The sequence below is a fragment of the Paenibacillus sp. UNC451MF genome (assembly GCF_000686845.1).
Taxonomy (GTDB): domain Bacteria; phylum Bacillota; class Bacilli; order Paenibacillales; family NBRC-103111; genus Paenibacillus_S.
Window position 1 is genome coordinate 118220 of the sequence record NZ_JMLS01000009.1, and the last position, 26830, is coordinate 145049.

A 26830-nucleotide genomic window follows, 5' to 3' on the forward strand; every position below is an offset into this window, starting at 1 on the left:
TATTTTTCTGACAGTTTGTCCACAAGGCATCGGAGGCATGTCTCACCCAATTGTTTCATATAAGTAAATGATGGTTGTACACTTTGCTGGCGTAAAACTCAAGCACTTACTTTCGATGCCGTTTATTACGGCCGCAAAATCTCAGTGGACGCTTACGATGCCAGTTTTTGCTGGCGCAAAAACTCTTAGGAGGATCACCCCATGTTAAAAAAATACAGCTCGCTCACCTTGATCTCGCTGCTGATCCTAAGCCTCATGTTCCTCATGCTTCTGTTTCCGGCTGAGGTGTTCCGAGCATCCATCAAAGGCTTGTCTATCTGGTGGGACGTTTTATTCCCGGCCTTATTCCCTTTTTTTGTCATTTCTGAGATATTGCTTGGAATTGGCATTGTTCACTTCTTCGGCATGCTGCTCGATCCATTGATGCGCCCTGTATTTAAAATTCCTGGCATCGGAGGCTTCGTCGTTGCTATGGGCTTTGCGGCCGGCTACCCAATAGGAGCCAAGCTCACCGCGCAGCTGTGGGATCAAAAGCTCGTGAACCGCGAGGAAGGCGAGCGGCTCGTGGCCATCACTACTTCATCCGACCCGATTTTTTTGATCGGTGCCGTGTCGATAGGATTTTTTCATGATGCAAGCTTGGCAGGCATTCTTGCAGCTGCCCATTATGGAACGGCGATGCTGATTGGATTGGTCATGCGCTACCACGGCAGGAGACAGACAGCAACTGCATTGCCATCCGCTTTAATTCCAGTTACTACTTCATCACAGCCTATTTGGATTCGTGCCTTTAATGCCATGCATGACGCAAGAATGAAGGACGGACGTCCCTTGGGCGAGATGCTGCGCCAGGCCATTTCTTCCTCGTTGCTGCTAATTTTTGTCGTGGGTGGGTTGGTTGTCTTCTTCTCCGCCGTCATGGAAGTGCTTGCTTCTGCGCATATCATGAACATTTTCTACATAGGGATTAATGCGGTGCTTCAACAGTTTGACGTCCCGTTGGCGCTCTCCCAAGCAGTTGCGAACGGTTTTTTTGAAGTAACGCTGGGAGCTAAGGCTGCCGGAGGGGCCGGCGCTCAAATCCCGCTGGTATATAAGGTCGCTATCGCAGCCTTCGTGTTATCCTGGGCAGGGTTGTCGGTACACGCTCAAATCATCAGTCTGCTGCATCGTACGGATTTAAGATATATTCCTTTTTGCTTATCTCGTTTGGCTCATGGTCTTATGGCTTTCATTGCCGTCTTCCTTCTGTGGGAGCCAATGCAGTCCACCCGAAGCACCTTGTCTGCATTTGTACCTGCAATCGACGTTACGTCGCCCTTGACCACTTTATGGCGGTATACACTGCCCTGGGGAATGCTTACTTTTACCTGTACGATTATTTTCATTGCCGTGTTATTCCTCCTACACTATGTGTTTAAACAATGTATGAAGAGATTCATCTAACTAGATAATAAGACCGTCTAAAGACGTAAGACGTAAAGGATGGTGATCTTATGAATGCGAAGTTTCCTCATGCTTTCTTGAAGCTGCCTAAAGCAATTGATCGCTTGCCTGAGCTGGCCTACAACGTATGGTTCAGCTGGAATTCCGAAGCACTTGAGCTTTTTGCCCGTATAGACCGGAATCGCTGGGATCAAATCGTACATAATCCGGTGCGCTTGCTTTTGGAAACCGAACAAGAGGTATGGGAAGCTCTGATTCGGGATGAGGACTTTATCCATCATTATGAACGGGTTATTCAACTGTGGGACGATTATTACAATGAGCCAACATGGTTTCAAAAAACATACCCTGAGCACGGTCAACACAAAATTGCCTATTTATCAGCGGAGTTCGGTTTCCATGAATCGCTTCCGATTTATTCAGGAGGACTCGGCATCCTTGCCGGAGACCACTGTAAGTCTGCAAGTGATCTCGGAATTCCGCTCGTCGGCATAGGCCTTCTTTACAAGAAAGGATACTTTAATCAAAAGATCAACTCAGAGGGTCGACAGCAGTCAGAAGCCATTACTTACGATTTCTCCAAGCTTCCCATTCTTCCTGTATTGAATGATCAAGGAGAGAAGCTGACCATCGAGGTTCCTCTCGCTGACCGTATCGTAAAGCTTCAAATTTGGCAGGTGCGGGTCGGCCGAAATTCGAATTTTTTGCTTGATGCGGATATTGAGGGTAATAGCCCCTGGGATAGAGAGCTTACCGGACAGCTGTATGGGGGCAATCAGGACATACGCATCGCTCAGGAAATATTGCTCGGTATGGGCGGTGTCAAAGCCTTGCGGGTACTGCATCTGCCGACGGCGGTCTATCATATAAACGAAGGGCATGCCGCTTTCCAGGCCATTGAACGCATTCGCGAGCAGTTGGAGACCGGTGTTCCCTTTCATGTTGCAGTCGAAGTTATACGTGCCAGCTCCGTATTCACTACACATACGCCGGTTCCAGCAGGACATGATGCGTTTCCTCTGCCTATGATGGATTACTATTTCAGTTTTCTTTTCTCCCGCTGGAAGCAGCACAAGCAAGCTTGGATGCGGCTCGGACTTGAGGAAGCAAAGCCACTGTTCAATATGACGCATTTGGCGCTGAACACAGCGGCGCTGCGTAATGGAGTAAGCAAGCTGCACGGTCAAGTATCGAGGAATATGTTCCGTTCTTTCCATGGCAATATCGGTGAGCAAGAAGTGCCTATCGGTCATATTACGAATGGAGTCCATTTGAAAACATGGCTTGCGCCTGAGCTTAGAGAGCTCTACAGCCGCTTTTTACCGGGAACCTGGCTCGAAAACCAAGCTAACGTGGATTTATGGCGGTCCTTGGAGTTAATTCCAACCGAATCTCTGTGGGAAGTTCACATGCAATTGAAAGAACGGCTGATTCGTTCTGCCAGGGCTAACCTTCGGGAGCAGAGAAGACGCAATGACCTACCTGCTGATAAGGTTGAGGAAGTGCGCAGCTTCTTGTCCCCTCATGCTTTGACTATCGGATTCGCGCGCCGATTCGCCACCTATAAGCGAGCAAATCTGATCTTTAACGATTTATCCCGCTTGGATCGGCTGATCAATAATCCTGATCGCCCTGTACAGTTATTGTTCGCGGGCAAAGCCCATCCTGCAGATCATCCGGGACAAGAGATGATAAAAGAAATTTATCGCGTTGCTCAAATGGATCGCTTCCGAGGAAAAATCGTTCTTTTGGAAAACTACGATATGAACTTGGCACGGTATTTGGTTCAAGGGGTTGACGTTTGGCTGAACAATCCCCGAAGGCCGTATGAAGCAAGCGGAACTAGCGGGCAAAAAGCGGCCATGAACGGCGTCATTAACTTCAGTGTGCTGGATGGCTGGTGGGAGGAAGGCTACGACGGCAGCAATGGCTGGAGCATTGACGGTAATAACGATGCCGATTGGCAGACTCAGGAACGTGAAAACACGGAATCGATATATCGTACGCTGGAGCAGGAAATCGTTCCTCTCTATTACAACCAAGGCAAGCCTCCACATCAATGGGTTGCTCGTATGAAACGGTCCATCCAAACTTTGACTCCCTTATACAATACAGATCGTATGGTGATGGACTACACCAATCATACTTATATTCCTTCCTTGAAAAGAACCCTTGCTTTTCTTGCTGACCATTACGATACGGCGACCAAGGTGGCGGATTTCAAACAATTTATACAGGCTAACTGGCATTACGTCCGCATATTGGAGGTCAATGATAATGTTAGCAAGTCTATGGAAAGCAAAGCTTCCTTGACAGATTCGAGGCAGCAGGTAAAAGAAGTTACTGCTACAGTCCGTTTCGGACCGATCTGGTATAAGGATACGGCAGTAGAGGTCGTCTATTTCGAAGAACGAGAGGATGGATGGCATCCTGTCGTAGTGACTATGGAGCCGTCCAAGGAACTAGAGGATCGCACCATTCAATTCCGTGCCGTCATCCCTTCCCACCTGCGACATCGAGCTCATTTCTCGGTTCGTGTGCATCCTGTCAGCCCCAATTTCGCTACCTCGTTTGAGGTTCCTTTAGTGACAACTTTGTGAACTCAACATCTCCCTGCTTAAGACCTAATTGGGTCTTTAGTAGGGGGTTATTTTCGTTTTGGTGTGATCCGGCATTGTGTTATCCGGGAATATTGATTATTATGGAATTAATGTTTACTAATATTACATAATGGTGATCCTATGAACTGGAACCAAGCTTTATCTTTTGAAATGATTGTACCGCGTATGAGCTGCAATCTAATTATCGTCGGTGAGACTAAAGAAGGAATGCCGTTCTGCTACGAGGACAGCTTCGTTATGCAAAAAGTGGATGAGCAGCAAATGGTCGCCACTATGGAATTTCACACGATGAATCCGTTAGAAAAATTGCACCATGTGTGCTTTATCGAATTCTCGTTCCGTGAACGGGGAATTCTTTACTACGCTTTCGTGGATCTGCTCCATGTAGAGACGAAACGAAATGTGTGTTCTTTAACACTGTCTGCTCCACAGGATTTAAGTACGTTTCAAAATCGTAGATTCCAACGTATCCATTTGCCAGTGCGGACTCCACTTACCTGCAGGATCATAGGCGTTCGCAAAGCGTCCACCCATCAGGGTATCGCTTTCTCTGGACAGATTCAGGATATTTCCGCAGGCGGGCTATCTTTTATTACGAATACGCGGATTTTTTATCCGCTGTTCTTGGAGCTTAGCTTTGTGCTGCCCGATCATCCGAATAAATTCGTGATTAATGGCGAAATCGTCCGGGTGACCCATTTCAGCAATGATTCGTACCGGATAGCGGTTGAATTCAGAGATGTCCCGGAAAGCTTAACTCATCAGATTGACGAGTACTGCTCGCGATCCGAGGATTAACATGGTATGCTAGGAGGGCGGGTTTTCCTTCGGAAAACCCAAGCCCAAGCTTTCGAAGTTAGGTTTTCCTTCGGAAAACCCTTAGGAGGATATTCATTTGAAATATAATGTGGTACACCGCGGCGATGAAGTGTCCTTCCAATTAATGCAAACCTTCCACAAACTCGTCGCTCAGCATGGTCTGATTCTCGAAGAAGAAAAACCCGATGTCGTGCTTTCTATCGGCGGAGACGGGACGATGCTGCATGCATTTCATCAATATAAAGAGCAATTAGAGTCTATTGCATTTGTCGGTATTCATACAGGGCGACTCGGTTTTTTTGCCGATTGGAAGCCGGATGAAGTGGAGCTTCTCGCAGACATGATGGGAGAATGCGCGCGGCTCAATGACCTTCGTGTCGTCAAATATCCGCTTGTGGAAATTCAAATAACGACAGCTCAAGGCATTGAAACACAATTAGCCCTTAACGAATTTACGTTAAAGGGCGTTGATGTCACATTGATGGCCGAGCTCCGTATTAACGACGAGCCGTTCGAGACGTTCCGAGGCGATGGCATTTGTATTTCTACACCTGCCGGAAGCACAGCTTATAATAAAAGCTTGGGCGGAGCCATCGTACATCCCTCATTGGATGCAATCCAGATTGCTGAGATCGCGTCTATAAACAACAGGGTGTTTAGAACATTAGGCTCTCCCATTATTTTGCCTAAGCACCACCATTGCGATATTTATCCTAGAAGTCATCAAAACATTCTCCTCTCCCTCGATCACGTCATCATGCAGCGTAACGATATCATCTCGATTCGCAGTATGGTTGCAGCAGGGAAAAAAGTAAAGTTTGCGCGTTTTCGCCCATTTCCTTTTTGGAGCCGTGTGCGTGAGGCGTTTATCGGATACGAGCCTATCCAGGAAAGAAGACCTTAACCTTATGGGGTTAAGGCTTTTTTCATTTAGCCCGCTTTATTTTGAAAATATGCCAAAAAAGCCAGTCCGCATTGGACTGGCTTTGGGCATTCATATTGCTTGCGTATTAAGGGGACCCGGTCATTGTTTCACATGCTGCTGATTTTGTTGATTTTGCTGTGCCTGCTTTTGCTGCTGGGATTGCTTGTAATGCTGATTGCGAGGCGGTCTTTGATTCTGATTATTTTCTTTGTTGTGGTGATTTGGATGATTCCGTCGAGGATGCTGATTTTGGTTCTGCTGAGGCTGCGGATTCTCCTTCGGCTGCTCCCGATTAGATGAGGGCTCCCGCTGTTCTGGAGTCTGCTGCTGTTCATTCACAGGCTTCTCCTGCAGTTCCTGGTCCGCTTCCTCCGTCGAATCCTGAGGTTGATTCGCTTGCTGCTTGTTCGGTATTTTCTCAATAATGAAATAAGCACATCCAAAATTACAGTATTCGTTCAAATAATCCTGTAACGTCGCGATAGAGGTCTCTTTAGTCGCTTTAGGATGCGCATCCTTAAAAAAACCGCGCAGGCGCAGCTGGTTGTAGCCCCAGTCTCCGACAATAAAATCATAACGCTCCAGCACCTCGCTGTAACGATCGCGGAATGCATCTGGCTTCCAGCCGTTTTTATGGTCAACTACCACTTCGTACGTTTTATTGGCTATTTGGATCACTTACTTGGGTCCCTCCTAAGAGTCCGGTGAAAAACTGCAAGCTGCGCGGGCGGATGTTATTCATATCGCCGTTGTCCCCGGATATATTAAAATAATTGATAATGACCAAGGTCTTCCGGGGGAATTGAAAGGCTACGCTTGCTGAGCTGATTTAACCTGCTCATGCGCATGATAAGAGCTGCGTACCATCGGTCCCGACTCGACATGGCTGAATCCCCGCTTCATCCCTTCCTCTTTCAATTCGGCGAATTGAGCGGGTGGATAATATTGGGAAACTGGCAAATGATTCAAAGATGGCTGTAAATATTGGCCGATCGTCATAATATCGCATTGAACCTCTCTCAGATCCTCCATGGTCTGCAAAATTTCGCTCCATTCCTCTCCCACACCCAGCATGATACTAGATTTGGTAGGAATTTGAGGCGCAATTTGTTTGGAGCGCTGAAGAAGCTCTAACGAACGGCGGTATTTTGCACGTGCACGGACTTTATCGGAAAGCCGCTCAACCGTCTCGATGTTATGATTTAATATATCCGGCTTGGCTTCAAGCACCGTGCGAAGCGAAGCTTCGTTACCCAAGAAGTCGGGAATAAGCACTTCTACGCTGCACATCGGATTGCGCTTGCGAATGGCTGTGATCGTAGCTGCAAAAATAGATGCTCCACCATCTGCCAAGTCATCTCTTGCTACCGAGGTGACAACGACATGCTTGAGTCCCATCTGCTCCGCTGCCTCCGCTACCCGCTCGGGCTCTTGAAGATCAAGCTCTGTCGGCAGCCCTGTCTTCACCGCACAGAATCGGCAAGCCCGCGTACAAATATCGCCCAAGATCATAAAGGTCGCTGTGCGATTCGCCCAGCATTCGTGAATGTTCGGGCATTTAGCTTCTTCGCACACAGTGTGCAGCGTTTTGCCGCGCATCATATTTTTTATTTCTTTAAAGTTGTCTCCGGTTGTCAGCTTAATTTTCAACCAATCCGGCTTTCGCTCTATTTGACGAGTAGACATATTCCTGCCCCTGCTTTCTAGTTCTTTGTCCAACCTCTTTGAAGCTATTATATCAACGAACGTCAGAACAATCCACTTTCCATTTCATTTGTGATACACTAGGAGAGACATTATGACAACAATTCCAGTACAAATCATATTCGGAGGAATGCGTTTTTTATGATAAATGTAGAATCAATTCTAAAGCTCGTTCGTTCCGGAGATCTTGATGTTTCAGAGGCGCAAAGACATCTCGATGAAATCACGAATAAAGCCTCCTCAAACGACCGAGTCGAGGATCTTGGCTTTGCCCAGCTCGATCTTGACCGTGAGCGCAGAACCGGCTTTCCTGAGGTGATTTACGGGGAGAGCAAGACAGCGGAACAAGTCGCCATTATCTTCGAACGGTTAATGCAGCAATCGGACCGTGTATTAGCCACTCGGATCAGTCAGGATAAAGCAGACTTTGTCCAAAGCAAGATCAGCGATGTGACTTACCATCAAGCTGCGCGCGTATTGACCTGGTACGGCTCGGAAGCGGCACGCAAGCCTGAAGGCAAAGGCTACATTGCCGTTGTTTGCGCAGGGACATCGGATCTGCCGGTTGCAGAGGAAGCAGCCCTGACAGCGGAGATTATGGGATGCCGTGTTGAACGTATTTTTGACGTAGGTGTAGCCGGTATTCATCGCTTGTTCCGGAAGCTAGACGTTATCCGTGACGCAACAGCCATCGTAGTCGCAGCCGGTATGGAGGGGGCACTGACCAGCGTTGTAGGAGGTCTTGTCTCGAAGCCCGTTATTGCTGTACCGACCAGTGTCGGCTACGGCGCAAGCTTTCAAGGGCTAGCCGCGCTGTTGGCTATGCTTAACTCCTGCTCCTCCGGCGTTTCCGTTGTCAATATCGATAATGGCTTCGGCGCAGGTTATAATGCAGCATTAATACATAAAACTACTTTAAAGAGGGATTAACGATGAAAATAGCCTACTTGGATTGTTTTTCGGGTATTAGCGGCGATATGACCTTGGCTGCCTTGGTCGATGCCGGTGCTGACCGCACTTATATCGAAGATGAGCTGCGCAAACTCGAAATTGAGCCTTTTACATTGGAATGGAAGCGTGTCAATAAAAAAGGCATTTCTGCCTTAAAAATGGACGTTGTCCTTGATCCGGAAACGGCGCCGACTTATCACCGCCATTACTCGGAGATTGTGAAGTACATTCACCGTGCGGGCTTCAATGAACGTGTAGTGAAGCTTAGCTTGGCGATCTTTGAAAAAATCGGAGTTGCGGAAGCGAAGATTCACGATATTCCTATAGAAAGAGTTCACTTCCACGAAGTCGGAGCAATGGATTCTATTGTCGATGTCATCGGGGTAGCGCTGGCAATGGATTCTTTGGATGTAGAAAAAATCTTCTCATCGCCTGTACCTCTCGGATCGGGCACGGTTCGCTGTGATCATGGCATTTATCCCGTTCCTGCCCCGGCTACATTAGAGATGATGCGCGGGCTGCCGATTGCGCCGACCTCGTATGCCGTCGAAATGACGACACCTACCGGAGCAGGGATTATTTCAGGGCTGGTTGATGAATTTGCGAAGGGCTTCCCTCCGATGATCGTCGAGTCTATCGGTTATGGAGCAGGTACCCGTGATCTGCCAAACCAACCGAATGTCCTGAGAGTTGTTATCGGCAAGGCGGATCCATTCATGCATAAATTCCAAATTCATCACGAAAGCATCCAACCGGTTGCTGATCATCATCATGACCACGATCATCATCATCATGATCATGACCACGGTCACTCGCATGATCATCACCATGATCATGACCATGGACACTCGCACGATCATCATCACGATCATGACCACGGACACTCACACGATCATCACCATGATCATGACCATGGGCATTCGCACGACCATGATGACCATGATCATAACCACGATCATTCGCATGACCATCATCATGATCACAAGCACGGGCTTTTGCACGATCATGGGCATTCATCACATGGAGACAGCGGCACCAGCTCGTCTTGCGTGAAACAATAACCCACAGCATTTTGCAAAAAGAACCATCCGAATTTATCGGATGGTTCTTTTTTATATCCAACAAGGGCAGCAGGCTTTAAGCTTGTTCATCTAACCCTTTTTTTACATTTTGATTTAAAAACCGTCGCCTGACTTCATCGTATACCTGCTTTAAAGGGATACCGAAACTTTTGGCCGCCAGTTCACACTCCTTAAATTCCGGCGCAAACTGAACCATCTCTCCCTTATGAAAACCGACTTTTACACTTATTAGCCCCCAAGGCGTTGAAATCTGTTGAAATTCTCTGCCTAATCTATGGCATGAAGCGCGCAAATAACGAAGCCCGATTGTCGTCGTCTCTCGAAAAATAATTTCCTCCATTCGATCAAGCTGTTCCTCGTCCGTCAACACATTGAGCATGACGCCGGGTCGGCCTTTTTTCATAATAATCGGAATCCAATACACATCATTCGCTCCCGCTTCGAACAGCATGTCCCCAATATAGGAGCACAGCTCAGGATTCATGTCGTCGATATTGGCCTGCAGCAGAAGCATTCCATCATCTGTATGCTCATCTCTGTGTTGAAATGCCAAGGTATATCCCTCCAATCAAGCAGAATTCCTGCCGTTGCTTATAAATTCCATCATTATATCAAATATTGTGTTTACTGAAAATAAATCATTGTGTTCTCTTCTTTCTCTCTCTTGGATAAAATGCTTATCCTCTTCGCATCCTATGATTAACTATGAATGAATGGACTGTAAAAGTCATATGCCCAATTGTGGAGGTTAAACATTTATGGCATCGAGATGGATGAAACCTATCCTAATACTAGCGTTATGCAGCAGTTTGTTCCTTGGAACGGCTTCACCTGCATGGACCGCACCAGCAGCCAAAGCTTCAAAGCCTGGAACGGAAAGCAAAAATATGAAGGCTGTTTTTGCCGATCGCAAAGATTTGTTCGATAAGATTAGCGCTGTAACTGGCATACCCTGGTATTATCTCGCAGCTATCGATCAGTACGAGCGTACCATTAACTTAGCCCGTAAACGCCCGCCTAGCAGCGGATTGATAGGCATTTATTTCACCGAGCTTCAATGGTGCGGGATGATGAATCCCGATCATGAGGATACGAATGTAGGCACCATCGCATTATTTGACGGTATTGGCAAAGACGGCTCCGGAGACGGCAAGGCAGACCGGAAAAACGATCAGGATTTGTTATATTCAATGGCCCATCTGTTGTTGAAGTACGGGTCCGTTGAGGAAGATCTGAAAATTGGCTTATGGGAATATTATCAAAATACGCGAAGCGTAGAACGAATCCAGGAGTTCGCCAAAATATACGGCAAGTTCGACACCTTAGAGCTGCATGAGCATGCTTTCGTCCTGCCCCTCAAAGCGGACTACTCTTATCGCAGCACCTGGGGGGCCAGCCGCGGATGGGGCGGCTACCGTATCCACGAAGGAACCGACTTATTCGCCGGTTATGGTGTTCCCGTTCGCAGCGCCGCTTACGGCATCATTGAAGAAATGGGCTGGAATCCTTATGGAGGCTGGCGTGTTGGGATTCGTGATCTAAATAACGTGTACCATTACTATGCTCACTTGTCTGGTTTCAACAAGGAGGTCAAGTCAGGCGATATTGTCACTCCCGGACAAGTGATCGGATGGGTCGGCAGCTCCGGCTACGGTAAACCCGGTACTTCAGGGAAGTTCCCCCCACATCTCCACTACGGCATGTATCGTGATAATGGATTAACCGACTGGTCCTTCGATCCATACCCTCACTTGCGAAAGTGGGAACGGGAAGAACGCATGCGGAAAAAGAAATAAGATTCTTAACAAAGACCGCCTCATCCAACAGTTTATAACGCTGTAAGGAAGGCGGTTTTTTTTCAACTTAATGTCATCGGTTGAGAAGTCTAACCTTTTCTTCCAAGGGCTCCTTAGTCTCTTCATTCCACACAACGGATATCTCAAACGTTCCCTCCTGAAAAAACAACGGAAATCTACGTTGAAACCACGATTGCATCGGCAATTGCAGCGCTTCTTCAATCGGAATCCAGGCAAGCTCGCCCTCCGGTGGATTTTGCAGCAGCTCCCCTTCAAATGTTCTGGCTAAATAATTATATACAATATACCTGTAATTTCTATCGGGAACGATGTATTCATCGACTCCCTTATAAATTAAATCTTCAGGTTTCACAATCAGCCCCGTCTCTTCCCGCAGCTCCCGAACAGCCCCTTCCGTAAAGCTCTCAGGAAACTCAAGCTTTCCCCCAGGTCCCAAATATCCAGGAAAGCCGCGTTTATCCGGCCGATTTAATAGCAATACTTTATCCCCGTCCTGTACCAGGCACATGGTATACATCCCATAGGTAATGTCCTTCATAAATAACGAGCTCTCCCTTGATAAATTTTTTGTCATAAACCCCTCTATTCTACATTCGACGACCTCCCCTCCACTCCCTTTGTTCACGTCATGAAGAACAATACGAAGTATTAAGCACAGGCCTGTAAACTATGTCTTAGAGGAAGCAAAAAAACCGACAGTCGGAAGACGGTCGGCTATGTTCGTTATTTAATAGGAACTTCGGTACTTGTGCTACCGTGAGATGCGGATTCTGTTCCTTCCTTAGGCTGTTGAGCGTTCATGCGGGGCAATGCCAGATTAGGCGGCGGCGTATTGGCACCTGTCGAATTCCCTTTGCCGTCAAAATAATACGTCGGGACATCACCAACGATCAGCGCGTAAGAAACGGGCACCTCAGTCTCCACGACCTCCGGCTCAGAATCAAATGGGATAATAACACTAACTTCTGCCGTGATATGAATGTAAACCTCAACAAGAATCATATTAATGCCCGCGTTCTGGTATCTTGTGTTCAAATCTACCTTGACGTTTCCTGCGGGAACAAGCCGTACCGGAATATTCGGACCAAAAGAAGCAATGATCGAGCTGTCCATAGCCTGCCCCAGCGGAATGTGCTCAGGGATGGCCTGAAGCTGGGATAACTGGCTTTGCACTGTTGTAATCGTATCCGCGGTGATGCGCATATGCTCAGCATAATTGAGCATGAATCCGGTTGTCTTCCCATTCTTATCGGTACGCCAATCGATCAGCTGCTCGAAGTTCGTGCCGCGTGCAATCCGGTCCGAAATCGCCGTATTGATAGCCTGCGTCGCGATTTGCTTGATTCGTACTTTAGCCAGGTTAACCAAGGGCGGCCGCAAGTTTTTCTCGATATAAACGAACGACTGCACCGTAAATAACACGATAATGATAAGGAGAAGCAGCATGTTCCGTTTGATCTTTTTTGCACCCGTAGGGCTGCTCCTCCATCTTCGCCTAAGAACCAGCATCCGTATCCCCCTAACGTACGCAAAGCTTGCTATGCGGTCATAAGACATCCTCTGCATGTACGTTAAAGCATATGCGCACCGGCGGAAAAAAAGAAGAACTCAATCGGACATGATGCATCCAATTCCTGACGGGCAGCCCACTATGCTGGAGACCCTTCTCACTTGAAGCATTATTTCAAATTACCGGTATTACGAATGTTGATCTCCAATGTAAATTCGTGCTCCAGCTTGGGAAACCACTCCTCCTTCCAATGATTCCTTTGCTGTTCGGTCATTTTGTTAGTAAAATATTGTCCAAGTCCAAGAATATCGGACTTATTGACTTGCGTCTTCTTCATTAGTTGCTCGAAGCGGTTCCGAATAATCTTTTCCAGTTCTTTTTTGATGTCCTCCTCGCTCGGATTTCCTCTCTCTTCCTGAATAACGACACTCATTTTCATATCACTTCGGATCCGGGGAACGTCCTTCCATTCAGCATGATTGAGAACAGTGGTCTTCACAACCGTAACGGAAGCATGCTCCATCACCTCCACTACACCTCCGACAAACAACCCTTCGAACAAGTTATAAATTAATGTTTCATCCATGGAAATCGCAGCAACCATTCGATCCTCACGCATCATGGCGGAGCCGTGGAAATCAAATAGTGTATCTTTGCCTTTGGAAATGATCGGTATAGCCACATCTTCGGTTTCTGAATTCAAGCTGCGAAATGCTTTCCACAAAGGAACGATAGAAATATTGGGTGTCCATCCCGCTTCTCTGCTAAAAAAATCGAAAGCAGCGGCTCCAACATTGGTCGGCCTCTGGTCACTCATTATGGATTCTAAACCTTGCGCAACTGCTACCAGTATCTTAGGAGGAATTTCACGTGAACGAAAAGCGTACTCCGTAAATTCTTTGATCCCCTGTTTGGCAATACTTTCACTAAAAAGGACCAATTTTAAATGAAGTAAATCGATACTTACTTCCGCTTTGGTCCGCATAAGGTCAAACGCTTTGGAGATAGTCGGCGCCTCCGCTTCTATGACTCTGAATTTCTTTTCTCCCGGCTGGGGGATGCGAATAATGACCTTATAGCTCTCATTTTTCCCCTCATTAATTCCCACAATAACCGGGAGCATCCGTTTATTAATGTCTTTGTGACCTCCGCCGCAGCCCCCAAGAAGGGCAACACAGCAGAACATGACCGTCAGGACAAGAAGCTTACGTATCAAACCCTTTTCCCCTTTCCTAGCTTGCTCAGGAGGAATACTGCCATCGGAATGACAATCATACAGTAAAGGATAGTAGCTGTGATGAACGTCTCTAACTGCTTCACCCAATCCCAGTTTGGAATAAATAGCACCGTGGTAAAAACAGCCGTGATCAGGAAAGCGGTAATCCAATGATTGCTAATTGGCAAATACAGCTTTTGAACCAGCTTACTGAACATCCATGCTGCGAGTGAGGTGTATAAAAACGAGCCTATGAGCGCCGCAACCGTGTAAAACAAAGTCACCCGATCGAAAATAAGCCACGAGATCTCGATTGTATCCATAACCGCTATCGTAGGGTACTTCAGCATGGCTGCGGACTTCTGGCCGAATATTAGAATCGGGCTGTAAACCGACAACAAATAAAAGGGCAGCAAGCCTATGTAGGTCCACAGGAGGTACCTTCTTTTTTTTAGAGCAGGAAATTTGTGGACAGGGATCATTCCCAAGAACAAAAAAGATGAGAAAGAAAGCATGCTGAAGTAAAATTTGCCGTTCGATAAAAATTCTATCTTTTTGTTTATAAGAGGAAGCGCGTAACGGTAGTCCCAGTTTTGAACCGAAGCAACCAATGAGAATACAATCAACGGCATGCACAGCATGAAAAGGAGCATGCTAGCCCGTAATATCGCATGAACCCCCTTCAATGCCCCGTAAAAAACAATAACCAAAAGCAAGAGGATGGACCATGCCGGAAACCTCGGAAGAAAAGTAATAATCACCATTTCGGAATGGTGCCACATTACTATAGTCATGTACAAAAACAAATAAAGGGCGAACGGCAGCAGCAAAATGCGCGCCATCCATTTCCCCGTCATGTCTTTCATTATGTCGATCAAATCTTCTTTCGTGAAAGCGAATAATCCCTTTAAATAAAGCCAAATTAACAGCCCTTCGAGAATAAAACCGATCATCGTCGGCTCCCAAAAGCCCGAGGTCGTTGACCCCATAATTTTTCCAGGGTAAATGAATGCGGCCAGATCAAAATGAATCAGAAAAAAAGCAGTAAGTAAGGCATATTTATTCATCCTGGACATTTTCCTTCATACTATAGCTTAAAAAAGGGACTTGATAGGTCGTAATTCCACCTAAATAAAAGCAGAGCCATACTACCCCTCCGGCAATCCCGATTACCCCATACATGGAGCTCAGGAACAAAATGACATATTTCGTAATTCGGACGGATACAGCGTTCTGGTAGCCGGCTAAAGTCAAGTTGGCAATCATCGTCGCCGCTAAAATGATAATAAGCAAATTACTGACTAATTTTGCCTGCACAACAGCTTGACCGAGAACAATACCGCCAACCATCGTTATGGTAGGTCCGATACTTTTGGGCAGACGAATACTGGCTTCAACAACCATCTCCATAATTATCATCATAAGAAGCACCTCAACCAGCGCGGGGTAAGGGACTCCTTCTCGGCTCTGAGCTACAGACAAGCCCAATTGAATACGAAGTACTTCGGGATTGACAGAAACGATTGCGACATATAGTGCAGGCATCAGCAGTGTAACAATCATTCCGATTATTCGGAGCAAACGGTAGAACTGCATAAACAGGATAGGTTGGTTTTTATCTACCTTGACGGCCCAAAAGTCCGAAATGATCACTGGCAGCGATAGCGCGATGGGAAAATGATCCACCATGACGATAGCTTTGCCATCCAACAGATCGTGCATCGTTTCGGCAGTAAGCTCGGTAGAAAGATAAGTAGGTATGAGGGAATATCTTGGAAGCCCCAGTACTTTGGTTAATTCTTGAATATTGTATGCTTCCTCATCTTTTCCATTTTGCAGATGGGTTTCGATTTGCTGAATGACGTTCGGATTGGCCTTGTTTTTCACATAAAAAAGACCTACATTGCAAGGATTCTTCTTTCCAACAGGGAACGTTTTTATGACTAAATCCTTGTTTTTCAGCTGCTTGCGAATCAGCCCGATGTTGGTCGACAAATTCTCTGTAAACGCATCGAAGGAGGATTGGAGTACATTCTCGGCTTGAGGTTCGGATATGCTTCGTTCGAGTGATGGATGCGCCGGATCAAAGGTTATATTTTCAGAGCCGTCCTCTTTAAGAAAAACGGCCATTTTTCCGTTGAGCAGGTCATCAATTATGCCTGTTGAATCCCTGTTCAAGCTCCCCTTCATAGGAAGCAGAACCGTATAGATAGCCTCATTCAAGTCGTTGAATCTGTAGGCCATTATGTTTAAGGTTTCTTGCGTTTGCTTATAATCGACTAGCGACTCAAGATAGCATACGATGACCGTTTGCTCCAGCAGCACAATAGAATTGGTTACAAAATCAGCATGATTTCCAAAGCATTGAACTACCATCTCCATAGTCTTCAATTGATCGCCCAGCATATCCTTCACCACCTTTTTCATAGGTTGGGATTATTCCCCTGTTTTTATGCACCGAATAGCATCGATAAAAATAGCCATTAGAGCAAAAAAAAAGACTCGACCGCCTTCATGACGGTGAGTCCTTTATCTATTAAAGCTCTAAATTCGATGCAAGCCAATCGTAAGATTGCGCACCGGAAATTTCGTGCTTTCCTTCAAATATATCGAACTGGAATTGTGCGCCTGCCCCTGCATCCTCATATACCTTCTGCAGCCGTGTAATGGCCTCACGGGAGCCGTTAATCGGGAACACCGTATCCACTGTACCGGATTCAATAAAGAGCGGTCTTGGTGCAATCAACCCGATCCAATCCGGCATTTCTCCGTACTGCAGCAGCCCTGGAACATAGTTGTCCAAGCAATGATTCCGATCCATAATACTGGATTTGAAAATATTCGTATATCCGCTGATGACCGTTGCTTTGAACCGTTCATCGAGTGCGGAAGCCAGCGCCGTTACCATGCCGCCTCCCGACATTCCCATGCACCCGATGCGATGCGGATCTACTTCATCCCGAGTCTGGGCATAATCCAATGTGCGCAGCAGCTCGTACACTCTGATACCAGCCAATGACTGGCCCATAAGCATGAGCGATGACGCCAGTCGGAAACAGGAATTGCTGGCAGGCTCCGCCTTGGCATCCTGCTCCAGCCTCCTGTCTCCGAAACCGAGCAGCTCCGGTGCAATGACAATAAAGCCCATTCGTACGAGCGAAATCGAGAAATGCTTGTACAAATTCCAATTGCCTGTATTGTCCAAGCCATCTGACGTTAAACCTACCACTTCCTTGCTGCCGAACCCATGTCCGTGAACGGCAAGAACGGCAGGTCGTTTACCGCTCCCCGTTGTCTTCACTTCCTTGGGCACCAGTACATAAGCGAGCATCGTTAAATCGTCATAAGTAGAAAAGGCAACTCGCTCGCGGATATAATCTCCGCAATCTACCGTTTCCAGTACTACTGAATTAAGCTCCACAGGCTCTCCGGGTAAAGGACCGAGCAGTTCTTGCAGCTTCTCCCTCATTTGGAGCTTAACCGCTCCCTTGCCGAAATAAGATTCATGATGGCTCACGTTCTCGGCGTACAATCGCTCCAAAAACGCGTTAGGTCTTGTCAATGTCGAATTATCCTTTTCCTTAGACATGGGACATTTATACCCCTGCCCGATGCTTCGACACGTATTCACGAGAGAAATCCATATTCTCCATATCTACGCCTTCCAATGTCATATGTACGAGTGGTTTATGCTGACGCACCAAATCCATGAACATGCCGTAGTCCAGCATGCCTCTACCGGCAGAAACGGTCGTAAGCTTACCAGCCTCGTTCAGCTTCATATCCTTGGCATGCACACTTACAATTCGATTGCCCAGCAGACGAAAAGCTTCCTGCATGACCTCATGCTGGCGCTCGAAATTATCTTGGGTCATCAGGTTAACCGGATCGATAACGACTCCGATGTTGGAAGATGGAAATTCATCGATCAGCTCTGCCAACTGCGGCGCTGAACCAATCAAGTGACGATTTGCGGCTTCAAGACCGATGAATGCGCCCCACTTCTCTGCTTCCTCCACCAGTTCCTGAACAGCCGATTTCAGCCGTTTAGAGTAGCGATCATATTGATCCGTATCCGGAACGCCTACTTCTGTGGCTACAATCGCTGTGCCAAAATGTTTGGCCATACGAAGGTGTTCCTTAAACCGGTCTACGTTATGGCGGAATGCAGCGTCATCCAGCTCGATCAAGCTGACATAGCAGCCTAGAACGGGAATTTTCACTCCGTTTCTATCGAATGCTTCAGCGATACTGTTAGCCAATCCTGGGCTCAGCTTCCCCAAGCTGCAATCTACATCGGAAATCGCTTTGGATAAAGCGAGCTGAACATATTTATATTGATATGAGGCAACCTTGGCCGCCAGTTCCGCATAAGGAAGCGTTCCTACATTGTGTGCTAAAATGCCTACGGACATTTTCCAGTCATCTCCTTTTTGTATAGTAAACCACTTACCATGATACCAGTTTCAGACGCCGCATTAAAGTATAAAAGATAATCCGTTCCTATCGGTTTACCTGCTTATTGTGCAGCCCTGGTCTTCGCCTTTGAATAAATAAATGTATTGTCGGTCATATGCCCTTCTCCGTCGTAGGCAGCTGCAAAGAAAGGTCTGCCTCCGCAGTATACCGGCAATCGATTGCGTACACCTTGCAGCTCAGCTGCAAGATGGAGCAGCGCCAGCGGTTCCACCGCATCCAGCTTAGCATATTCATGATCGGCACTCGGCATAAACAGTCCTCTGTGGTTGCGATAAAGCAGCAGACGGTCCCCGATTCTTTGCGCAAGCTGTATAAATTTCCGCTCCTTTGTTGTCTTGAACAACTCAAGCATAACGAATAATCCATGAGGGTGAGTGCACTGTACTTCCATGTTCAAGGCAGGTCTTGTGCCTGCGGAATCTCCGATATTACCGAATCCTAGCCCTTCAGCCATACTTCTGGCAATCGTCCACAGCTCTTCATGTCCTGACAGACGATAAGCCGTTACGTAAGACCACAGCAGTAAGTAGTCGACCTTATGAGCTTGAAGCTGCTGCCCTTCTCGCCCGTAATAGCCGCTCTTCTCCATAACCAATCCGGTTAAGCGCGTACCGTTGGTCAGCATAGGATGAATGGTGTTATTCGAGGCATCATATGCGTATTGCCCATAAGCCAACAGGTCTTGCACAGCCCAATCCAGAAATTCTTTGCCGGCTTGACCCAGTGCTTCAGCCAAAGTCATCCGGCACAAAGCGGCCTCTCCGATGATCGTGTGCGCTTGGCTTGCCGTAGTTAAGGTTGCTTCAATAGGAGCATGCTCCTTCAATTGCTCGCCGAACTGATCAACGGCACGGTCTCCCCGCTGGCCAGGCAGCACCGAAATACTAAATTGGTAGCCCCCAAGACCCGTCTTATCATTTCTTGTTTCCACATATCGGTGAGCTAACCGCTTAGCCCACGTTAGCGGCTTCTCTTTGCCTCCAAAACGGTGCAGCATCGCAGCCGCATAGTACAGATCGCTGCCTGCATTAATGAAGGTCAAGCCCTTTCCCGTAAAAAACACAGGAGAATCGGCCTTATATTCCTGTTCCCAGATAGAATACTCCTGCCTATTCCTGTCAACGGGTTGGCCGTGACGGCTAAATTCAAGGTTGCTCCAATCAGCGATATGCCCTTCCCACATCGCTTCTATATACGAAGCGGTTGCCTTAGGATCGACACGATTCATCAGCTCGTAGTAAGGGTAGTGGCACTTCAATTCATGCTGCGGTCCCTTATCTGCCGCAAACACCTGCTGCTTACTCTCCAGATCAAAGGCCATATGGCCTCCCCAGCACATCAGACGGCCATAACGAAGCTTATCGAAGGAATAACGGACAGCGCTTTCAGCAGCAGTCTTATAACTAGCATCGCCTGTTATCTCACTCAAACCATCCAAGGTTCGCAGCCAGTTTTGCTGATTAGCCAAGTTAGACAATGTCCATGTCTGTCCCTCCGAGAGCCATCGAACCGGTTCATAGGTTTCCGAATGAACCCCGTCCGCAAATAAAGGAGTTGCCTCTGCGCCATATCGGTCGCGCGCTTTGTCCATCATCAAGTCAGCATACTGCTGCACCGCATGAATATATCTCTGTGCCGTCTGTTTGAAATTTTCTTTCATCATAACCACCTCCAATTGCTCTTTTACTTAACCTGATATGTACCTTACTAATACGTTGGCAAGATGAAAATATGCGCAGCAGCCGGGAGACTTGCGTCTTCTGGCTGCTGCGCATTCGCTGCCTGTTGTTCAATTGTACCGGGAAACCATTTTTTTTACCAGTTATAGCATACGCGGTTTGATAATCACTAGATCACATTTTTTCAGCCACACTAGATTTCACTTATTCATTAAATGCATAAGTTTTTATATTTATTATGCATTTCCATCATAACAACTCCTGTGTTACAATTGGATTGTCATAAAGTGTTCAATTAACCAAACTTCGGAAGGTGATGCTTGTGCATACGGATATTGCTGTACTTGTTTTTATTTTATTGCTATCCGCTGTATTATATCTGCCTAGATTTTTCATCTCCCGAAGCAAACGCAGTCATCCCAAAGTAACGAATATTGAAGAATTTCGGGCTACACACAGAGATAGAGAGAGAATCAGACAGTCCGAACTAAATAAAAAGAGGCTTCCCTGAGTTCACCAACTCTTGGGAAGCCTTTTTTCTTAGAGCATACCGTTAGCATAATCTGCCGTTGAAGCGTGTAGTGAAGCGTTACTTTTTACCAGTCTTTGCATAAGCGGCTTCGTATTCCTTTATCACATTGTCTCCGCCAGCCTTTAGCCATTTATCGATTTCTGCCTGCCACCCTGCATCATCGATTTTACCCATAATGTATCTCGTTTGAGCATCCCAAATCATTTGATCCAACTCTTTACCTCGCTCGGAGACCGTTGCGGATGTCAACGTTAGCGCAGGATTCGGAATCGCATATTTAATATTTTCGCGAGTCATCTTGGTTCCTTTTTCACCAAGCGGGGTGTCTTTCTGTTCAGCCACATTGTAGCCTTCGATATTAACCAAGTTGTCGCGGTACGGCTTCACATCTCTTTGATACGCTGTCAAATCGGTAAATTCGGTCTTATCGCCATCCACTTTCTTGTAGTGCTTCCCTTCAATTCCGCGCAGCTGCAGCGTCGACATTTCAGGATCCATTAGCATATCCAAGAAAGCCAGAACCTTCTTCAGCTCTTCTTCGGTTTTGACTGAAGTTTTAGGGATAGCGAGAAAACCAAAATTGCCCGGCTCACCAGCTAGACGAATACCTTGCGGACCTGTAAAGGGAGCAACATCATACTCTCCCGTAGGTGCCGATTTCACCAATTTATCCTGGTAGCTCTTTCCATTGTTATAAACCCCGTTCAGCTTCATGCCGACTCTGCCGGAATCCATCAGCTTGATCGCTTCAGAATCATCAAATACAGCAAAGTCCTGGTTGATTGATTTTTCCTCATACAGCTTTCGGAACATTTTCAAGACATCATAATAAGGCTTAGTCATAAATTCCGGGGTGAATTTGCCATTCTCCACTCCCCACCGGTTCGGAGCACCCTGGCTTACTGCAATACGAGTAATGACCGGCTGAGTACCTTCATTGTACTTTTTAAATAATACGGTACCGAAGGTGTCATTTTTCCCGTTCTTATCCGGGTCATTCTGCGTTTGCGCCTTCAGCACGTTATACCATTCATCGACGGTCGTCGGGAGCTTCAATCCCATCGAATCAAACCAATCCTTGCGGTATACGATCCCTGCACGACCGATATCACGGAAGTTAGGAATCCCGTAAATTTTTCCTTCCACAGAAATATTATCAAAGTACTGCGGGTTTTGGACGGATAAATTTTTATAATTTTTAAGGAATGGACCGATTTCCCAGAACAACCCGGATTGTATGGCGCTGATGGTCGTCGGAACATAGTTGACCTTCATAATTTTGGGCATTTCATTGGCTGCTATCATTACGTTAACTTTATCGTCAAAAGCGGACTGCGGAATCCACTGAATATCCAGCTTCGTATTCGTATACTTCTCAATGGCCTGCTCAATATCATTGCCCTTATTCGGAGGGTCCCCAACCTGCATTAATGCCATGGATAAGTTGAACGGACTATTCGCAGTAGTTTGACTGGTCTTGCTGTTTGCGCCTTCCCCGCAGCCTGCTGCTATTCCGGCTGTTAGTACAGCTGTGCTGAGAACGGCCACACTTTTTTTCAGTTTCACTCACGACCCTCCTAAGAACAATTCATCATGGTTTACCCTTCGCGGCAGCGTAAGCCTCTTCATACTCTTTAATCATCAAATCTCCGCCTGCTTTACGCCATTTGTCGATTTCCGCCTGGAATCCAGCATCGTCAATCTTACCCATTATATACTTTGTTTGAGCATCCATCATTAAAATTTCGAGTTCTTTCCCTTTCTCCGTATAGGTCGCCGAGTCCAGACTTAAAGCCGGATTAGATACCGCCGATTTCAAATTGTCTTGAACGATTTTTACGCCTTTTTCACCTAGCTCCGTATCCTTTAAAGGAAGCACATTGTAGCCTTCATTATTAAACAAGCTGTCTCTATAGGGCTTTACTTCTTTTTGAAAGGCCGTAAAATCTTTCATTTCTGTTTTACCATCAGATGTTTTGACAAAGTGTTTGCTCTCCACACCACGGAGCTGCAATGTAGACATCTGTTCATCCATCAGCTTGTCCGCAAATGCGAGTATTTTCTTCAAATCCGCTTCGGTTTTCACCGTTGATTTCGGGATGACGTACAGCCCGTTGTTGCCTACTTCGCCCGCTACTCGAACCCCTTTAGGACCTGTTGGCGGCATAACATCGAACTTACCATTCGGATTGTTCTTCACCAGACGATCCTGCATACTTTTGGCGTTGGTAGAGACGGCGATCCGAATAGCTCCTTTGCCTGTATCGTAAGCCTTTTCAACCTCTGCATCATCCAGAACTGCGAAGTCTGGATTAATCAGCTTTTCACTATACGCTTTTCTAAACAGCTGCAGCATGCTTATAAATTCTTTAGTCATAAATTCAGGTGTAAACTTCCCGCTGGCGTCTACTCCCCATTTATTCGGAGCACCGAAGCTCGTTGCAATTCGGGTTGTCACAGCCGCAGAGCCATCATTGTATTTTTTGGCGAGAACCATCCCGTATGTATCCGCCTTACCGTTTTTGTCCGGATCCCCCGTAGCCACTGCTTTAAAAACGTTATACCATTCCTCCGGCGTTGTCGGAGGCTTAAGTCCTAGCGTATCAAGCCAATCTTTACGATAGATAACGGCACTTCGGGCAATATCCCGATAGATGGGAAGACCGTAAATTTTACCATCCACCGCAATATTATCGTAAAACTGGGCATTTTGTGCGTACAAATTTTTAAATTCCTTCAAATAAGGACCGATCTCCCAAAATAAACCGGATCTCATCGCGCTAATGGCTGTTGGAATATATTTGACTCTAAGCATCATCGGCATCTCGTTGGACGCCATCATAATATTGACTTTATCGTCATAAGCTGCAGTCGGGATCCATTGAATATCCAAATTCGTGTTTGTGTATTTCTCCAGAGCCAATTCCACTTCGTTATCTTTCTCCGGAACATCGCCAACCTGCGCCGTAGCGATACTTATGGTGAATGGAGGATTGTCGGCACTTTTTCTAGCCGAATCGGTGGTGCCTGTCTTTCCACTGCTGCAGCCTGTGATGATTCCATTCAATAATAATAGAGCCAAAGAAGATACAGCCCATTTCTTGCTCTTCATTTCTTAAGGTCCTCCCATTTAAATTTATATCCGCTCAACAACCCAATAATATACTAAAAAAAATATCACGAAGCATTTGTACAAAGCGTTGGAATGGCCTGCACTCTTCACTTTAGCCCCATTTAATTTCAGAAGCGCTTATTGATTAAAAAAGGCTGTCCCTTTTCATCGCTGATGAACTTTAGGGGCAGCCCTTCTTTGTTTGCTCAATCAAGAGTTATCTTTATTATACTGATCACGATACTGTCCCGGTGTCATGCCGACGATTTTACGGAAGGTTCGTATAAACGCTGTCGTATTCGTGTAGTTCAGCTTTTCGGCGATTTCCGATATTTTCAAACTCGTATTCTCCAGCCAGGTTTTGGCTGTATTCATGCGGTATTCAGCCAAATATTCGCTGAAATTAATGCCCATCTCTTTCTTGAACACCCGGCTTAAGTAGACAGGATGGAAGTTCAATATCGATGCGCAAGCTTCAAGCGAAATATCCTGATCAAATCGTTCATGCACCAGCTTCACCATTTGATTGGCGATATTGACGTACTGAGACTCGGCCTGATGATTCAAGAAACCGATAATCGGCTCAAACAGCTCGACCTTAAACCATTTAATAATATCCTCTAGCGTATTTAATTTGAGGAATTGGTCTATCGTCGCTTTACTGCCGAGCACCTTTTTCACAGAGCCTCCCTGCTCCTGTACAAGCTGGTATACCTTAGAAATCAGCTGCATCATAAGAGCCGGATACTCATTAAAATGAATGCCTTTCTCTACAATAGCGGCAATATATTTATCAAACACCATATCGACTCGGTCAACTTCACCCAGCTTGAGTGAATTGACGAGCTGATCCTCGAGCAGCTTCAACTGAGTGTAGACTGTAATCTCCATTTCTTTCTTGCCTGCGTCAATATCCTCGTAATGGACTATGATTTCATGACCTAAGCTGATTCTGCATTTCAATGCCTCAAGGCATTCTCCGTAAGCCCGTACCGATTCGGTTGCTTTTTCGAATGGTCGGCTTATTCCAATGCTGATTGGAAGCTGCAGAAACTCATGAATCTTTTGCTTAATCATTTCAGCCGTCTGGAAGAAATACGCTTTGCGCTCAGCTTCATTGTCCAACCGACAAACGAGCAGAGTCACTTGCGATTGATCCAGCAATACGGGACTAAACCTATCCTGCTGCGGAATCAGCTCTCCAACCATATTGTTAATAGCAAACAACAGGAGCTCCTTATCATGATCGCGGTACCTGCTCTCCTGCAGTGTGTCGATTTGTACCGTTAGGACACCAAGACATTTCCACTCCATTGGAAACCCGAACGTTTGCGAACGGTAGGCGAAGTCGCTATCCGAAATTTGTCCTGTAAACAGCTTCAGCACGAGAAACTCTTTAAGTTGGCTGAATTGCCCGCGCACCTGCTGCTGCAGCTGTTTCTCCGTACTGAATAATGTTCGGAAGCGCTGCTCGATCCGGACAATTTCGTCCTTATGCTCCTGACCTTCGACTTCGATTTGCTTCGTAAATTCGAATAATCTTTTAATAGGAGAGTACATACGTCTGCTGCCGTAGAAAGCAAGAATACCTACCAAAACAAAGATGATCGTGCATGCGATAAAAGTAACCCAAGCAATTTTCTTAGACTGCTTCGTAATATCATTGATGGATACGGCAGATATGTAAGTCCATCCGTTATACGGAGAAGATCGGTACGAAATACCTAATTCCTTATCATTAACATAAGCGTTAAAGAAGCCGGAATCTTCCTGTGTATCGCGAACCCTGTCAGCTACCAGCGCATGAATAGCCTGATTGTTATCTACCTCATTATCCTCCAATAGGAAGTTATGACCCTCCCTATCCAATACGTATACTTCGCCTAGTTTTTTATTGTTCACCAACAGGTTTTTAACCTGGCTGTTCAATATTTCTACAACAAGAAGACCTTTGGGCTGGTTGGTCATAGGGATAACTGGAATTTTATAAACCATCCGAATTACCGGCAGCGTAGAAGCTTCTTCAGTGTTGCCATCCTCGTCGACAGGCTTGTCCTGCGATTTCGGATTTTGGGTAATCCAGAACAAGCTATTTGGATACTTCGCATAAGAAGTCAGAACATCCCGGTCAGGGTGAGTGCTAAGACGTCGGAATGTAGAGAAACTGACCATCCAATCCATATTGAAGTTAATCAGATAAGCTTCCCTAACACTAGTAAACGTCTGCAGGTTGTACAGACCTTTGGATAAATCGCGGAGCTTCGCGAAGTCGTCATAGCTCAAATTCTCGTTCACGGACGAAGCGACCAACGGTGAATTTACAAATTGAAGAGAGGTGAGCTCCAACGTTTTCAGAACCTGCTCGACCCTCATCTGGGTTTGCAGCAAAACCTGCATGTTTCCTTCCTTGACTTTATCCTCAATATCGCCTGAAGCTATAAAATAAGAAATAAGGCCAATGGAAATAACAGGAATCGCCGCTACTATGAAAGTAAAACTGATCAAACGCACTAAATATTTCGGCATCTGACGATTCCCTCCTGTAAGCAGCCTGGCAGCTCTAGCTGCACTCTATTTAATGAAACCGCTTAACATCCTGCAAAGAACGATTGGAAGCGGAGATGGGCTATATGAATATACTACAACCTCAGTACTACGGATTACTTGCTGTGCATGAGACGAAAGTCCCGATTGCTCAATTTGGTTTGTATGACAAAACTGCCTTTTGAAGGCTCCGGTTCATTATACAGCAATGCTTAGGGTACTGCAATCAACATCGGTTTGTCCTATTCCTTAAAAAACAGTGATCTTTTACATAAAAATTCACTTTTTATTACTGCAGTTCCTTTCTCTATCTTGGTATACAATGGGATTACAATCCATAGTCCAAATTTAACTTTGTAGCCAAATAAAAAGAGCATTATCGGAATGCACCCC

The 26830-nt window shown here is 46.2% G+C and carries 21 protein-coding genes; 7 read left to right on the top strand and 14 right to left on the bottom strand.

Features of this window, described 5'->3' with window-relative positions; genetic code table 11:
• The first annotated feature begins 201 nt into the window (after positions 1 to 201).
• The 4 genes from ylbJ (at position 202) to BP97_RS0113085 (ending at position 5790) form a co-directional block, all read left to right on the top strand.
• Positions 202 to 1446 (top strand): sporulation integral membrane protein YlbJ, encoded by a 1245-nt coding sequence (gene ylbJ, locus BP97_RS0113070; protein ID WP_028549501.1) that lies wholly within the window; start codon positions 202 to 204, stop codon positions 1444 to 1446.
• Between the two features lie 50 nt (positions 1447 to 1496).
• Complete coding sequence (glgP, locus tag BP97_RS0113075; protein ID WP_028549502.1) at positions 1497 to 4046, top strand: alpha-glucan family phosphorylase; 2550 nt, start codon at positions 1497 to 1499, stop codon at positions 4044 to 4046.
• A 141-nt stretch (positions 4047 to 4187) separates the two neighbouring features.
• Positions 4188 to 4865 (top strand): flagellar brake protein, encoded by a 678-nt coding sequence (locus tag BP97_RS0113080; RefSeq protein WP_028549503.1) that lies wholly within the window; start codon positions 4188 to 4190, stop codon positions 4863 to 4865.
• Positions 4866 to 4962: 97 nt separating this feature from the next.
• A complete protein-coding gene (locus tag BP97_RS0113085) occupies positions 4963 to 5790 on the top strand; it encodes an NAD kinase (protein ID WP_028549504.1) in 828 nt (275 codons plus the stop codon).
• A gap of 120 nt (positions 5791 to 5910) precedes the next feature.
• On the opposite strand, the gene BP97_RS40175 is transcribed toward BP97_RS0113085, so the two are convergent.
• Positions 5911 to 6489: a YutD family protein gene (locus BP97_RS40175; protein ID WP_028549505.1), complete on the bottom strand. Its 579-nt coding sequence runs from the start codon at positions 6487 to 6489 to the stop codon at positions 5911 to 5913.
• A gap of 132 nt (positions 6490 to 6621) precedes the next feature.
• Entirely contained in the window at positions 6622 to 7497 is an 876-nt protein-coding gene (gene lipA, locus BP97_RS0113095) for a lipoyl synthase (protein WP_028549506.1), read from the bottom strand.
• Between the two features lie 159 nt (positions 7498 to 7656).
• On the opposite strand from lipA, the gene larB reads away from it, so the two are divergent.
• Entirely contained in the window at positions 7657 to 8445 is a 789-nt protein-coding gene (gene larB, locus BP97_RS0113100; protein ID WP_028549507.1) for a nickel pincer cofactor biosynthesis protein LarB, read from the top strand.
• A 2-nt stretch (positions 8446 to 8447) separates the two neighbouring features.
• Positions 8448 to 9527, top strand: a complete 1080-nt coding sequence (gene larC, locus BP97_RS0113105; RefSeq protein ID WP_028549508.1) for a nickel pincer cofactor biosynthesis protein LarC — start codon at positions 8448 to 8450, stop codon at positions 9525 to 9527.
• Positions 9528 to 9603: 76 nt separating this feature from the next.
• Here the strand turns inward: larC (BP97_RS0113105) and larC (BP97_RS0113110) are convergent, their stop codons facing one another.
• On the bottom strand, positions 9604 to 10101 hold the full coding sequence (gene larC, locus BP97_RS0113110) for a nickel pincer cofactor biosynthesis protein LarC2 (RefSeq protein ID WP_028549509.1): 498 nt from the start codon (positions 10099 to 10101) through the stop codon (positions 9604 to 9606).
• 205 nt (positions 10102 to 10306) lie between these two features.
• Between larC (BP97_RS0113110) and BP97_RS0113115 the strand changes: the two genes are divergently transcribed.
• Entirely contained in the window at positions 10307 to 11344 is a 1038-nt protein-coding gene (locus tag BP97_RS0113115) for a M23 family metallopeptidase (protein WP_197035460.1), read from the top strand.
• 73 nt (positions 11345 to 11417) lie between these two features.
• Here BP97_RS0113115 and BP97_RS0113120 read toward each other — a convergent pair whose 3' ends face one another.
• The 11 genes from BP97_RS0113120 to BP97_RS0113170 all read right to left on the bottom strand — a co-directional run bounded on the left by BP97_RS0113120 (position 11418) and on the right by BP97_RS0113170 (position 26419).
• Positions 11418 to 11903: an 8-oxo-dGTP diphosphatase gene (locus BP97_RS0113120; RefSeq protein WP_028549511.1), complete on the bottom strand. Its 486-nt coding sequence runs from the start codon at positions 11901 to 11903 to the stop codon at positions 11418 to 11420.
• Between the two features lie 185 nt (positions 11904 to 12088).
• Positions 12089 to 12874 (bottom strand): sporulation protein YunB, encoded by a 786-nt coding sequence (yunB, locus tag BP97_RS0113125; RefSeq protein WP_036745798.1) that lies wholly within the window; start codon positions 12872 to 12874, stop codon positions 12089 to 12091.
• A 170-nt stretch (positions 12875 to 13044) separates the two neighbouring features.
• Positions 13045 to 14091 (bottom strand): Ger(x)C family spore germination protein, encoded by a 1047-nt coding sequence (locus tag BP97_RS0113130; RefSeq protein WP_028549513.1) that lies wholly within the window; start codon positions 14089 to 14091, stop codon positions 13045 to 13047.
• Positions 14088 to 15158 carry a GerAB/ArcD/ProY family transporter gene (locus BP97_RS0113135; RefSeq protein ID WP_028549514.1) on the bottom strand — a complete coding sequence of 357 codons (1071 nt, stop codon included), beginning with the start codon at positions 15156 to 15158 and terminating at the stop codon, positions 14088 to 14090. Before BP97_RS0113135 ends, BP97_RS0113130 begins: the two co-directional genes overlap by 4 nt.
• Positions 15151 to 16518: a spore germination protein gene (locus tag BP97_RS36155; protein WP_051620551.1), complete on the bottom strand. Its 1368-nt coding sequence runs from the start codon at positions 16516 to 16518 to the stop codon at positions 15151 to 15153. The genes BP97_RS0113135 and BP97_RS36155 overlap by 8 nt, the downstream gene beginning before the upstream one ends.
• Before the next feature lie 109 nt (positions 16519 to 16627).
• Positions 16628 to 17680 (bottom strand): dienelactone hydrolase family protein, encoded by a 1053-nt coding sequence (locus tag BP97_RS0113145; protein WP_156043204.1) that lies wholly within the window; start codon positions 17678 to 17680, stop codon positions 16628 to 16630.
• A 7-nt stretch (positions 17681 to 17687) separates the two neighbouring features.
• Entirely contained in the window at positions 17688 to 18506 is an 819-nt protein-coding gene (locus BP97_RS0113150) for a sugar phosphate isomerase/epimerase family protein (protein ID WP_028549517.1), read from the bottom strand.
• 104 nt (positions 18507 to 18610) lie between these two features.
• The gene (locus tag BP97_RS0113155) at positions 18611 to 20233 is read right to left on the bottom strand and encodes a hypothetical protein (RefSeq protein WP_081824120.1); all 1623 of its coding nucleotides are present in this window, start codon (positions 20231 to 20233) and stop codon (positions 18611 to 18613) included.
• Positions 20234 to 20838: 605 nt separating this feature from the next.
• On the bottom strand, positions 20839 to 22341 hold the full coding sequence (locus tag BP97_RS0113160) for an extracellular solute-binding protein (protein ID WP_156043212.1): 1503 nt from the start codon (positions 22339 to 22341) through the stop codon (positions 20839 to 20841).
• Positions 22342 to 22372: 31 nt separating this feature from the next.
• The gene (locus BP97_RS0113165) at positions 22373 to 23893 is read right to left on the bottom strand and encodes an extracellular solute-binding protein (protein ID WP_028549520.1); all 1521 of its coding nucleotides are present in this window, start codon (positions 23891 to 23893) and stop codon (positions 22373 to 22375) included.
• 210 nt (positions 23894 to 24103) lie between these two features.
• Entirely contained in the window at positions 24104 to 26419 is a 2316-nt protein-coding gene (locus tag BP97_RS0113170; RefSeq protein WP_028549521.1) for a helix-turn-helix domain-containing protein, read from the bottom strand.
• Between the last annotated feature and the right edge of the window lie 411 nt (positions 26420 to 26830).